At 73.3% G+C, this 12,995-nt stretch carries 8 protein-coding genes; 5 read left to right on the forward strand and 3 right to left on the reverse strand.

Annotated features, from left to right (window positions below; all coding sequences use genetic code 11):
• Positions 1–659 precede the first annotated feature (659 nt).
• Positions 660–2,783, forward strand: coding sequence for an asparagine synthase-related protein (locus ACMATS_RS20555; RefSeq protein WP_414168668.1), 2,124 nt, complete (start codon positions 660–662; stop codon positions 2,781–2,783).
• Between the two features lie 246 nt (positions 2,784–3,029).
• Positions 3,030–3,854 (forward strand): pentapeptide repeat-containing protein, encoded by an 825-nt coding sequence (locus tag ACMATS_RS20560; protein ID WP_391150545.1) that lies wholly within the window; start codon positions 3,030–3,032, stop codon positions 3,852–3,854.
• Positions 3,855–3,891: 37 nt separating this feature from the next.
• Here ACMATS_RS20560 and ACMATS_RS20565 read toward each other — a convergent pair whose 3' ends face one another.
• Positions 3,892–5,901, reverse strand: coding sequence for a sigma-70 family RNA polymerase sigma factor (locus ACMATS_RS20565; RefSeq protein WP_414168669.1), 2,010 nt, complete (start codon positions 5,899–5,901; stop codon positions 3,892–3,894).
• A 217-nt stretch (positions 5,902–6,118) separates the two neighbouring features.
• Positions 6,119–6,955 carry a TetR/AcrR family transcriptional regulator gene (locus tag ACMATS_RS20570; protein ID WP_414168670.1) on the reverse strand — a complete coding sequence of 279 codons (837 nt, stop codon included), beginning with the start codon at positions 6,953–6,955 and terminating at the stop codon, positions 6,119–6,121.
• A gap of 380 nt (positions 6,956–7,335) precedes the next feature.
• Between ACMATS_RS20570 and ACMATS_RS20575 the strand changes: the two genes are divergently transcribed.
• Both ACMATS_RS20575 and ACMATS_RS20580 read left to right on the forward strand, forming a co-directional pair.
• The gene (locus ACMATS_RS20575; protein WP_390781402.1) at positions 7,336–8,682 is read left to right on the forward strand and encodes an NAD(P)/FAD-dependent oxidoreductase; all 1,347 of its coding nucleotides are present in this window, start codon (positions 7,336–7,338) and stop codon (positions 8,680–8,682) included.
• A 265-nt stretch (positions 8,683–8,947) separates the two neighbouring features.
• Positions 8,948–10,660 (forward strand): SpoIIE family protein phosphatase, encoded by a 1,713-nt coding sequence (locus ACMATS_RS20580; protein ID WP_390781403.1) that lies wholly within the window; start codon positions 8,948–8,950, stop codon positions 10,658–10,660.
• 103 nt (positions 10,661–10,763) lie between these two features.
• Here ACMATS_RS20580 and ACMATS_RS20585 read toward each other — a convergent pair whose 3' ends face one another.
• Positions 10,764–12,071 (reverse strand): MFS transporter, encoded by a 1,308-nt coding sequence (locus ACMATS_RS20585; RefSeq protein ID WP_390781404.1) that lies wholly within the window; start codon positions 12,069–12,071, stop codon positions 10,764–10,766.
• A gap of 125 nt (positions 12,072–12,196) precedes the next feature.
• Here ACMATS_RS20585 and ACMATS_RS20590 point away from each other — a divergent pair, with 125 nt between their 5' ends.
• Positions 12,197–12,745 carry a MarR family winged helix-turn-helix transcriptional regulator gene (locus ACMATS_RS20590; protein WP_390781405.1) on the forward strand — a complete coding sequence of 183 codons (549 nt, stop codon included), beginning with the start codon at positions 12,197–12,199 and terminating at the stop codon, positions 12,743–12,745.
• Positions 12,746–12,995: the final 250 nt, after the last annotated feature.

Below are 12,995 nucleotides of genomic sequence, written 5' to 3' on the forward strand. Positions count from 1 at the left end.
GCGTGCATCGAGGGGCACGTGCTCCGGTTGTGTGTGGCAGTGCGCCCGCCGTGCGCTCTGTCCGCGCCATTGCGGGAGCGGTTCCATGGAGGAGCGTGGGTTGGCCCGCTGCAACTGGATCCAGTGGGCTGGGGGAAGCCGTCGCCTCATTCCCCGCGGGCGGCGGAACGGTCCGGGAGGTGGTCAGCGCCTCCCGGACTGTCACATTGCGGGCCTGTCGGACATCTGCCGGACCTTCGTCCGGACGCGGGCCTGCGGTGCCCCGGGTGTCCTCGTGCGGTGGTGCACGGCGGCGGTCACCTTGCGCGGCACGGCAGTCGGCGCCGCTCCGGTGTCGCCTGTGGAAGCACTTGCCCGAGTGCGCCCCCCTGAAATCCCCGATAAGCGGGCGGCCCGATTTTGGCCGGATCCGGCCGCAGCGGGCGTTCGAGGACACGCGCGTACGAGTGCGGGGCGCGGCTCCTTCCCGTGGCAGCATGGCCCGTGCACGGCTGTGACGGTACGGCACTTCACCCCGCTTTCAGGCGAGTTGGGTGCCGCACTGCATTCCAGGTGCGGCCAGGTGTCGTCTTCGTGTCGTCTTCCGGATGTCGAAACCGCCGCTTCGCTGTGCATGATGACTGCTACCTGTTGGTTGTCCACAGCCTGTGGAGGCGGCAATGCGCTGGTTGGTGGGGTGGAGCTGCACCGCCTCCGGGGCCGGGACCGGGGCCGCGCCGCACGAGACCGAGGCGGGGCCGGTGCAGCCCGTGGGCGCCCAACTCCTGTGGGACGGACCGGCTCCGCTGTGGGCCGTCGGCGACTGGCGGCCCGACGAGATCAGGGTCGTCCACGCCGGGGCCTCCCTCACCCGCCTCGCCGTGCTCGGCCGGTGCGGCGCGAGCGACGACGCCCTGCGCGGCGGACTGCTCGCCGCCCGTGGCGGCGCACTGCGGCACCTGACCGCCTGGCCCGGCAGTTACACCGCCGTCGCCCAGGTCGGCCGCCGCCTGACCGTCGTCGGCGACCTGGCCGGCGCCCGGCCCGTCTTCCACACCTCCTGGGCCGGCGGCACCGCCTACGCCACCGCCGCGCTCCCGCTCGCCGACCTGGTCGAGGCCCAGCTCGACATCGGGCACCTCGCCGCACTGCTCGCCTGCCCCGACGCCCCGGAGGCGCTCGGCGACGGCACCCCCTACGCGGGCGTGCGGCGCGTGCCCCCGGGGCACGCGCTCGTGCTGCGCGACGGCGCACGGGACGTCACCGGCTACGAACCCCAGGCGTCGCTCGCCGTCGCCGCCCCCCAACTCGGCGCCGAGCAGGCCGTGTCGGGCGTGCGGGACGCCCTCGTCGAGGCCGTACGGGCCCGGTTCGCCGCCCCGCGGCACGCCCCCGTCCGCCCCTTCGGGGACCGCGACCCCGGGCCCGTACCCGGCATGGGGCCGGCCTTCCGGCGCACCGCGCGCGGCAGCGGTCCGGCCCCCGGCATCGGCGCCGACCTCTCCGGCGGCAGCGCCTCCGCGACGCTCGCCCTGCTCGCCGCCGGGCTGCCCGGCATTCCCGGCACCCCGCTCGGGCACGGCGGCGGCACGGGCGAACGCCTCCTGGCCGTCACCTTCAACGACCTGGCCGGCGGCCCGGTCCGCACCCGCGAGGCCGAGCTCGAACGCGCCCGCGCCCTCGCCGCCAACCCGCGGCTGCACCACGTGGTCGTCGCCGCCGGGGCCGAGGCCCTCCCGTACTCCGACCTCGACCGCGGCCCGCTGACCGATGAGCCCGGCCCCTCGCTCGTCACCGCCGAACGCCACCGCCGACGGCTGGCCGCCGGCAGCGCGGACCACTTCGTCGGGCACGGTGCCCGACAAGTACTTGACGCTCATCCGGCCCGTCTGGCCGACCTGTTGATGGACCGCCGCAGGCGTCATCTGCTCCGGCCGGTCTCGGCACTGGCCCGCGCCGACGGCCCCTCCGCACGCTCGCTCTTCGTCCCCTTCACGGTCTACCGGGCAACACGGCGACTCGCGCGGACGTCGTACCGGGAGGGACTGGAGGAAGCGGCAGCACGGCTGCTCCGTCCTACGGGAGCGGCGGGCCCGGGCTGCGGGGCGCCGGGAGCCGTCGACGCCTCGCTCGCCGCGCTCACATGGGTACGCCCGGGACCGGCCGCCCGCTGGCTGACCGGCGAGGCCCTCGCCGAAGTATCGGTTCGTCTGCACGGCGCGGCCGTCCGGCCCGCAGCACTGCAGCAACGCCCCGGCGAACGGCGCGCCGCAGCCGCCCTCGCCCGCTACGCGGCGGACCACCGCATCTTCGAACAGGCCACGGAGATCCGCGGCCAGCGGCTGCACACCCCCTTCCTCGACAACCAGGTCGTACGGGCCTGCCGCGCGCTTCCCGAGGCGCTCCGGGTGCAGCCCGGGGCGCGCGCCTCGGTCCTGCGCGCGGTCCTGGCCGGTGCCGGCATCCGGGACCTGCCGGCCGGCTGGGGCGCCACCTCCCACGCGTCCCACGCGGCAGCCGTGCGCGCCGGGCTCCACACCTCCCTCAGCACGCTGCTCGCCCTCTTCGACGCCCCGCTCCTCGCGGACGCGGGACTGGTCGAGGCCCGCGTCGTCCGGGGCGCGCTGCGCGCGGCGGCGGGCGGGGAGGCGCTGCCCCTGGACGGCCTCGCCGACCTGGTCTCCATGGAGCTGTGGCTGCGCCGCCTGCTCGCGCGCCGCGGCACCTGCTGGACGGGCCCGTCCGCGCCCCGGCAGCGCGCCGTGGCGAGCGGGGTGACGGTGACCCCGCGGCCGGGAATTTGACGCCGGTCCCAGAATGGACAGTGCGGCCGTCGGCCGGCGGGGGATTCACGGGGAACAGGGACAGGAACGGGAACAGTGTCCGAGAGGCGTGCGGAGAAACGTCCGGAGAAACGTCCGGAGCGTCCGGCGAAGCGGGCTGGGAAGCGTTCGGAGCGCACAGAGCGTTCGGAGCGTTCACAGCGTCCGGAGAAACGTTTCCGGGAACGTTCGGACCGGCGTGCGGACCAGCGCCCGGACCGCAGGGCGTTGCCCGAAGCCGACCGGACCGCGCTCGCCGTGCTGCAGGGGGACTGCAGCAACTGCTTCGGACTGTGCTGCGTCGCGCTGCCGTTCGCCGCGTCCGCGGACTTCGCGGTCACCAAGGACGCGGGCAAGCCGTGCTCCAACCTGCAGACCGACTTCAGCTGCGGCATCCACGCCCGCCTCCGGGACAAGGGCTTCTCCGGCTGCACCGTCTACGACTGCTTCGGCGCGGGCCAGAAGGTCTCCCAGAACACTTTCGGCGGACGCGACTGGCGACAGGACCGGGCGACCGCGGAGCAGATGTTCGCGGTCTTCCCCGTCGTACGGCAGTTGCACGAGTTGCTCTGGTACCTGACGGAAGCGCTGACGCTTCCGGCGGCCCGGCCCGTGCACGCCGACCTCCGCGAGCTGCTCGCCGCGACCGAGCGACTCGCCGCGCAGAGCCCCGAAGCACTGCGCGAGCTGGACGTCGCAGCCCACCGCCAGGACGTCAACGTGCTGCTGCTGCGCACCAGCGAGCTGGTGCGGGGAGCCGTGGGCCGGAAGGCGAAGAACCACCGCGGAGCGGACCTCATGGGCGCCCGCCTGAAGGGCGCCGACCTCCGCGGCGCCAACCTGCGCGGCGCCTACCTCATCGCCGCGGACCTCACGGGCGCGGACCTGCGCAGCGCCGACCTCATCGGGGCGGACCTGCGCGACGCGAACCTCTCCGGTGCGGACCTGACCGGGAGCTTCTTCCTCACCCAGCCGCAGCTGAACGCGGCCAAGGGCGACGCGACGACGAAGCTGCCGGGCGGGCTGGTGCGGCCGGGGCACTGGGCGGCGTAACCACGCACCCGAGCGGACCGCACCTCCGGCGGAACCCTCAGTCGCACGTCAGTCTTCCCAGCGCCCAGTCCGCCACGGCGGCCCGGTCCGCGGCGGACACCGGCTCGGCCGTCAGACGCAGCGTCCGGTGGCCGGCCAGCGGGACGCGCACCGGGACGCCCGGATCCCCGCCCCGGACCACCCCGGAGTTCCACAGGCGCTCGCCGTCCGCGTACACGGAGAACCTGACCGCACCGAATCCCATCGACATGTCGTCCACGCCCGCCACCGCGTCGAACGTCCGGCAGGGGCGGTTCAGGTCGACGGCGATCGACGAGTCCGCGTGCACGCTCGCCCCGTCGCGGTACTCCCTGCCGCCGACCCGCAGGCCTTGGCGCTGCCAGAGCCAGTCGCTGTCGGCGAGCCGGATCTCCGGTTTGGCGCCGTCCCCGATGTCCTCGTAGGTCAGCTCGTCGAGCCGGTAGACCGCCGGGAGCCCGGCGGGGGGCGAGACGGGCCCGACGGAGGGCGAGGGCGTCGGGGACGGCGTGGGGCGCAGCAGTGAGGCCGACGGCGTGGCTTTCGGCGTCGCACGGGGCGTGGCCGACGCCGCGGCACTCGCCCGCTCGGCCCGCGGCGAGGGCCTCGACGCCGCCGTCGACGGCGGGTGCGCCGGGCGTGCCATCGCCACGGATCCCCACGTCGGGCTCGGCGCCGGCGACAGCGGCGGCTCCGACTCGGGAACCGGCGTCGCCGGAGCGGCCGTCGCCGCCCTGACGACGGCCCGCGGACTCTCCACCGGCGCGGGCGAACCGCCCACCAGCGCGTACGCCATCACACCGCCCGCGGTGAGCACGGCGCCGACCGCGATGCCGAGCTTGAGCGAGGCCGCCGCCCCGCCCCCCGAACCCGCGCCCGAACCCGAACCCGCACCGCTCCCGCCGGCCGCCGAGGCCGCCGCCGCGGCACCCGCCGCACCGGCGGCACTTGCTGCACCGGCCGCGAGCCCTGCAGCGGCCTTGAGCGAATACCCCGCCGCGAACCAGCCGACGACCGCCACCGGCAGCAGCGACCGCAGCCGCGCGTTGACGTCGGCGACCTCCAACGCGGCCGTGCGGCACCGCGCGCAGCCCTCCAGGTGCCTGCGCATGCCGCGCTCGGCCCGCGTCCGCAGCCGGCCCCGCGCGTACGCGCCGAGCCGGTCGGCGTACTGCGCGCAGTCACCGCCGGAGGTGAGCGAGGTGCTCACATGGGCCTGCAGATAGGCCTGTTTGAGACCCTCGCGGGCACGGAGCGCGAGGACGGCCGTCGCATTGGCCGACAGCCCCAGCAGCGGAGCCACCTCGCTCGGAGACTCCTCCTCCACGGTGGTGTGCCACAGCACCGTCTGCCACCGCTCCGGCAGGCTGCGGAACGCCTGCACGGCCAGCGACTCCTCGGCCTCCTGCATCGCCCGTACGTCCGCGCCCAGGTCGAGCGTGTCCTCGTCGGCGGCGCTGGGCCTGCGCTCGGCGGACGAGGAGAAGACCGCGAAATCCTCGACCAGTTGCTCCCGCTTGACCGTCCTCGACCAGGCCGCCGCGACCCGCCGCACGGTGGTCAGCAGATACGCGCGGACCGCCGTCTCCGGGCCCGCCCCGCCCTGCACGGCCTGCAGGGTGCGGGCGAAGACCTCGTGGGTGAGGTCCTCCGCGGTGTGCTCGTCACGGCAGCACGTCCTGGCGTAGCGGCGGACCGCATCGGCATGGCGCCGGTACAGCTCCTCGTACGCCGTGCCCTCGCCGCTGCGCATCTGCGCGACCAGCTCCAGATCCGACGGCGGCACCTCCGCACCGTCGCGCTGCTGCGGAACTCCCGCAGCGGCAGCGGACGGTCCGTCCGCCGACGGCCCGGGAGGCAGCGCCGGGGGAGAGGAGACGGACTCCGAAGCGCCGGAGGATCCGGGCGGCAACGCCCGGCTCTGGCCGGGCACATGAGCCCGCTGCTCGCGACGTTCAGGCGCATGAGCATCAGGCGGCTCGCCCGCCCCGTCTCTCCCGCGCCGTTCTTCCCGCCCGTCAACTCCCATAGCGGAGGCTCCTGTACACGCCTGCACACCCGTACTCCGGGTAAGACTGACACACAGGGGTGCATTTGAGACAGAGCCGGAACAGCAACCACTCGTCCGAGCATCACTCGTACACGAGAGCCCAAGTGCTCACTCGTTCGGGGAAGACCGGGCGAGCGGCCTTCCCCTCTTCCGAGTGCAACTCCTCAGAGCGCAATCCGCGCAGGTACGCGCGCGGTCACGCCACGGGACGCGAACGGAGCCCCTCGAGCAGGATGTCCAGCAGTCGCGAGGACGCCGCCGCCTGCTGCGCCGCATCCGGCAGCGAGGGCGCCGCCGTGGCTATCACCAACAGGACGTCCGCCACCGTCACATCGGGGCGCAGCTCACCGGCGGAGCGGGCCCGCTCCACCAGCCGGCCGACGACATCCAGCAGGGCCGCCGCGCCTGCGTCGCTCCGCTCCTCGGCCGCGGACGGCCGCTGCTCGACCAGCCGCAGCTCGTGCAACTGGCCGCCGGTGACTCCCGGCTGCCGCTGCTGCGGCACCCGCGCCCGGTCCGCGGCCGACTGCGCCGCGAACTGCGGGGCGTGCACCGGCCGCTCCGGTGCGCCGGGCTGCATGTGCGGCTGGATCCGCTCCTGGCCCGCCCGGGCCTCCTCGGACTCGACGTCCACCCCGACCCGCAGGACCTGCGGCGGAAGCAGCCGGCCCGCGCCCGACGCCACCGACGTGCGCAGGAACCGGGACAGCGCCGACCACGGCTCGTCCTCCTGCCCCAGCGCCGTCCGCGCCTGCTCGGTCAGCCGTGCCGTCTCCTCCTCGGCTATCCGCCGGACCAGGACGTCCTTGCTCGGGAACCGGCGGTACACCGTCCCCACACCGACCCGGGCCCGGCGCGCCACGTCCTCCATCGGCGCCCCGTACCCCAGCTCGCCGAAGACCTCGCGAGCCGCGCGCAGGACATGCTCGAGATTGCGCTGGGCGTCCACACGCAGCGGCGTGTTGCGCCCGGAAGTACCGTCAGGCGTCGCGACAGCAGCGGACGCAGACCAATGAGAGCTCTGAATGTGCATACGTTCCCCCGGTTATGACGTCTCCCCCCGGAGACTCCCCGCCCTGACTGCCGGGGCGCGTCTCGACACCCCGACGGAGTACGAACATAGTTGAGCCCCGGTCAAGAAAGAAGGGGGTAGTTCCGCACAGCCCGTCCCCGATTGGAGTACGGGCCCGGTCCGCTCCGCTTCCGCACACCCCCGACGCCCCGTCCGAACCCCTCTGACCTGCGCATACGTATGCGCTCAGCAGGCCGTTCGCACGGAGGGATCAGCTCCGGCGCCAGTCGTACATTTCGCGGGGCCTGTGGACAAACCCCGGCCGCGGGTGCGTCATGGGAGGGAGTGCGGGGGAGAGTGCAGGGCGCGGGGGCCACGAAGAGGACCATGAAGGGGCAGCCTTGGCGAAGGAACCGGCGCGCATTCTGGTGGTCGGCGGCGGCTACGTGGGCCTGTACACCGCACTGCGCCTCCAACGGGAGGCCAGGCGCGGCGAGGCCGAGATCCTGGTGGTCAACGCCGATCCGTACATGACCTACCAGCCCTTCCTCCCCGAGGCCGCCGCCGGGTCCATCTCGCCCCGGCACGTCGTCGTCCCCCTGCGCCGCACGCTGGACGACTGCCGGATCGTCATCGGCGAGGTCACGGCCGTCGACCACGCCGGGCGCACCGCGACCGTCAGGACCCTCGCCGCCGAGGAGGAGGGCACCGGCACGGTCGACATCCCCTACGACGAACTCGTCCTCGCCCCCGGCTCCGTCTCCCGCGCCCTCCCCGTCCCCGGCCTCGCCGACCACGGCATCGGCTTCAAGACCGTCGAGGAGGCCATCGGCCTGCGCAACCACGTCCTCGAACAGATGGACATCGCCTCCTCCACCCGCGACCCCCAGGTCCGCGACGCCGCCCTCACCTTCGTCTTCGTCGGCGGCGGCTACGCGGGCGTGGAAGCCCTCGCCGAGCTGGAGGACATGGCCCGCTACGCCGCGCGCTACTACCACAACCTCCGCCCCGACGACCTGAAGTTCGTCCTCGTCGAGGCAACGGACCGGATCCTGCCCGAAGTCGGAGCGGAGCTGGGCCGCTACGCCGTCCGCGAGCTCCGCGGCCGCAACATCGACGTCCGCCTCGGCACCCGTCTCGACTCCTGCGAGAACCGCATCGCCGTCCTCAGCGACGGCTCGCGCCTGCCCACCCGCACGCTCGTGTGGACCGCCGGCGTCAAACCGCACCCGGTCCTCGCCGCCACCGGCCTGCCGCTCACCGAGCGCGGGCGGCTCAAGTGCACGGCCGAACTGCGGGTCGAAGGCGTCGAGCACGCCTGGTCGGCCGGGGACGCGGCCGCCGTCCCCGACCTCACGGCCGAACGGCCCGGCACCGAATGCGCCCCCAACGCCCAGCACGCCGTCCGCCAGGCCAGGGTCCTCGCCGGCAACGTCCTCGCCGCACTGCGCGGCAAGCCCCTCCAGGAGTACCGCCACCGGAACGCCGGCTCCGTCGCCTCGCTCGGCCTCCACAAAGGCGTCGCACAGGTCTACGGACAGAAGCTCAAGGGCTACCCCGCCTGGTTCATGCACCGCGCCTACCACCTCAGCCGCGTTCCCACCGTCAACCGCAAGGCGCGCATCCTCGCCGAATGGACCCTCGCCGGACTGTTCAAACGTGAGATCGTCTCGCTCGGCTCGCTGGAACACCCCCGTGCCGAATTCGAACTCGCGGCAGGCACCGGACGCCACCCGGAGGCGAGTTGAAGCAGGTGACAAGCGGCGGCAGGAGCACGGAACTCCTCCGCGTGGCCCAGCGTCTGACGGATGTCGGTCCCGTCGGCCACACTGGACGTGTGACCATGAGTGGGTTCGTGCTTGCGAAGAGTAACAATCATGAGGTTTCGGACGTTTGCTGCACTCCCCAGGGGCCCGGCCCCCGCACCGCCGACCGCGGCCCCGCGCCGGGCACGCGGCTCAGCCGCCCCACGTCGCCGAGCTGATCCGGAACGACTCCGCGAGGTAATCCTCAGTGAACTTCACCCGCTGGAGCGCCCGGCTCCCCGGAACACAGCGCCGGGCAGCGGCGCGCGCCGAACGCACCTCCGCCACGTCCCCACAGCCCGTGCCCGCCGCGGGCGGCACGAGCGGCTCCGTCCCCGCCGCCCGCGCCGAGAGCCCGCCCCGGCCCGGCAGTGAGCCCGGCGCGGCCCCCGTCCCCGCGCTCGACGGGCTGTCCGTCCACGACATCCTCGGCAAGGTCCCCGCTCTCGTCGCCGTCGTCCACGGCCCCGACCACCGCATCGCCTACGTCAACGACGCCTACGCCGCGCTCTTCGGCCCCCGCACCCCCGGCGTTCCCGCCCGCGAGGCCCTCCCCGAGTTCCAGGAGCTCGGCCTGCTCCCGCTGATGGACCAGGTCCTGCGCAGCGGCAAGCCCCGCACGGTCAAGTCCCGCCGCGTCACCACGGCCGACGCCCGGCACGGCTACTACACCTTCACCTGCTCCCCGATCCAGGTCGCCGACGGCAGCGAGCCCGGCGGCTCCGGCGTCCTCGTCTTCGCCGCCGACGTCACCGACCAGGTCGAGGCCGCCGAGCGGCTGCGCGCCAGCGAGCGCCGCCAGCGCGAGGCCGCCGTCACCCTCCAGCGCAGCCTGCTCCCCCAGGAGCTCGAACAGCCCGACGACCTCCGCGTCGCCGCCACCTACCAGCCCGGCGGCAAGGACACCGCCGTCGGCGGCGACTGGTACGACGTCATCACCCTCGGCGCCGGCCGCACCGCCCTCGTCATCGGCGACGTCATGGGCCGCGGCGTCCGCGCCGCCGCCGTCATGGGCCAGCTCCGCACGGCCGTACGGGCCTACGCCCGCCTCGACCTCCCGCCCCACGAGGTCCTCCAGCTTCTCGACGGCCTCGCCACCGAGATCGACGCCACCCAGATCGCCACCTGCGTCTACGCCGTCCACGACCCCAACGAGGGCCGCCTCGTCTACGCCTCCGCGGGCCACCTTCCCATCCTCGTCCGCGACCCCGACGGAACGGTCCGCCGCGCCGCCGAGCCCACCGGCCCCCCGCTCGGCACCGGCGGCTGGCTGCACACCTCCGGCACGGTGCCGCTCGTGCCCGGCTCCAGTGCTGTCCTCTATACGGACGGTCTCGTCGAGCGGCGCGGTGAGGACATCTACGACGGCGTCGCCGCGCTGGAGCGCGCCTTCGCCGGCGCCACCGGATCACCCCAGGTCATGTGCGACCGCCTGATCCGCACCCTCGGTGTCACCGCCGAGCACGACGACGACGTCGCCGTCCTCGTCCTCCAGCACCCCGCCCGCACCGGCCACGACGCCGAGCTCTTCCACAACGCCGCACTCGAACTCCTCGGCGGCATCGAAGCAGCACCCCGTGCCCGCGCCTTCGCCTCCGGCGTGCTCGCCAGCTGGCGCTTCCCCAACGAACTGCGCGACCTGGGCGTCCTGGCGGCCAGCGAACTCGTCGCCAACTCCCTCCAGCACGGCATGCCCCCCATGCGGCTCCGGCTGCGCCGCACCGACCGCCGCCTGATCATCGAGGTCACCGACGGCGACGACCACCTGCCGCGCCGCCGCCGCGCGGAGCCCGCCGACGAGGCCGGCCGCGGCATCTCGATCATCGCGACCATCGCCTCGTCGTGGGGCTCACGGCGCACACCCGGCGGCGGCAAGGCGGTCTGGTGCGAGTTCGCGCTGCCCTCGGGGCATGCGCCTTGAGCGTTCCGCACGACGAAATGCCTGTGGCCCGGAAACTTCGCGTTTCCGGGCCACAGGCATCTCAGAGGAGTGGGTCCAGGCGTCCACCGGCCGGTCAGACGGGTCAGACAGATACCGGCACCCGGTCGTCCGCGCTCTCGGCCGGCACCGAGCGCCGCACAACTGCGGCGCGCACGGGGTTGTCCTGCGCGGCCGTGAGCCGACGGCCCAGCTGCAGCGCCAGGACCGAGATCCCGAGCGAGCACACGACCAGCATCACGATGTACGCCGCGTACATCCCCGCACCGGCGATCAGACCGCCTGCCGCCGGACCGACCGCCAGAGCCAGCTGCTTCACCAGGGCGAAGGCGGAGTTGTACTGCCCCACCATCCGTGCCGGAGCCAGGTCGGCCACCAGCGGCGCCAGCGTCGGGGAGAGCATGGACTCGCCAATGCCGAAGAGCGCGTACGTCGAGATCAGCAGCGCCGTCGCCACCCCGTGCGCCCCCGGGACGAGCCCGGACACCCCGGCCGCGAGCCACGCCACGGTCCAGATCAGCCCGACCAGCGCGATCACCCGGCTGCGCCGCCGCCGCTCGACCAGCTTCAGGACGACGAACTGCGCCAGCACGATCGCCGCCGTGTTCGCCGCGAGGGCCATGCCGAGCGTCGCGGGCGAGATCCGCGTGACCTCGACGGCGAACGCCGCGAGACCCGACTCGAACTGGCCGTAGCAGGCGAAGAACATCACGAAGCCGAGCACCGACAGCTGCACCATGGCCCGGTCGCCCAGCAGGGTCCGCCAGCCGCTCGTGCCGTTCTGCTCGTCCCGGCCGGTCGGCACGGGGTCGTCGACCCTGGGCACCTTCGGCAGCCGCACGGTCGCCACCGTCGCACCGAGCACCAGGAACATCGCGGACTCGATCGCGAACAGCCGGACGAAGCTCGACGGGTCCGAGGTGTCCACGAGCTGCCCGCCGAGCAGACCGCCGATGCCCAGACCGAGGTTGTTCATGAAGAACTGCATCGCGAACGCACGGGAACGGGTCGCCGTCGTCGAGCACCACACGATCATCGTGGCCAGCGACGGCTGGATCACGGCCATACCGGAGCCCAGTGCCGCCGCCGCGGCGACGACCAGCACCTTGCTGTCCGCCAGCCCCAGTCCCAGGGACCCCATGGCGGCGACGACACCACCCGCGACGGCAACAGGCAGCGGACCCCGGCGGTCGATCACCCGGCCGGTGAAGGGCAGCACGACAAGAGCGGCCACGGCGAACGTCGCGAGCACGACGCCCGCCGTGCTCGCACCGAGATTCCGCACCTGAGACACATAGATGAACAGGAACGGAATCGTGAAGCCGTTGCCGAACGCGCTCAGCGCGTTGCCCAGCTGGATCCGACGCAGTGCTGCGCCCATCGCGGTGGTCACACTCACCCCCTAGGTGGAAGGCCGGGACGGACAGTCCAGGCCTGAAGACTTCAACAGTAAAGTTCGAAGCTAAAGAGTACACGTAGAAGGGCTTTAACGCGAATCTGTCGTGCCATACTGCGGGGATGCCCGATACACCTGGCTCGGCCGAGCCGAGCATCGAAGAGCAGATCGCCGCGTACCAGCGCGAGTTCCAGGACCTCGATCCCCAGGTGGAGAAGGTCGTCTCGGCGCTCAGCCGCCTCAACCGGCGCATGAACGTCGCCTACGGGCGCCAGACCGCCGAGCTCGGCATCAGCAACGCCGAGTGGGAGGTGCTCAAGGCCCTCGTCCTCGCCGGCACCCCCTACCGCCTGGGCCCCGGCGAACTGGCCAAGCGGCTGGGGCTCACCCCCGCCGCGATGACCCACCGCATCGACCGGATGGTGGCGGAAGGCCTCGTCACCCGGGAACGCGACGAGAGCAACCGGGTCCGCGTCATCGTCGGCCTCACGGAAGAAGGCCGCTCCAAGTGGCTGGAGGCCATGCGCATGGCGACGGTCTTCGAGGAGGAGCTGCTCCAGGACCTCTCCGGCGAGGAGCGCGGCCGGCTCGGGGAGATGCTCACCCGCCTGCTCCGCCGGGTCGAGACCACCCAGCCGGACGCGGGCGGACGGCTCCAGGACCTGGACTGAGGGGACGGGGAGAAGGGGCAGGGAGGGGCGAGGAGGGGCGAACGGGGCGGGCGCAAGCTCGGGTTGACACGGGTGTGCCCGATGCGTAGTGTTCTCCGAGTTGCCACGGAGCCGACACGGTTCCGAGGCGGCACCTCACGCCACTTGGCGGCACTCACTACCTGCACGGCCCTTGAACGGGATGGATTTCGGCGTGCCCGAATTCCGGAACGGACTCCGATTAGGAGTCGCGGGGGAAATCCGGTAAAGT

The organism is Streptoverticillium reticulum (assembly GCF_047456005.1).
Lineage (GTDB): Bacteria > Actinomycetota > Actinomycetes > Streptomycetales > Streptomycetaceae > Streptomyces > Streptomyces reticulum.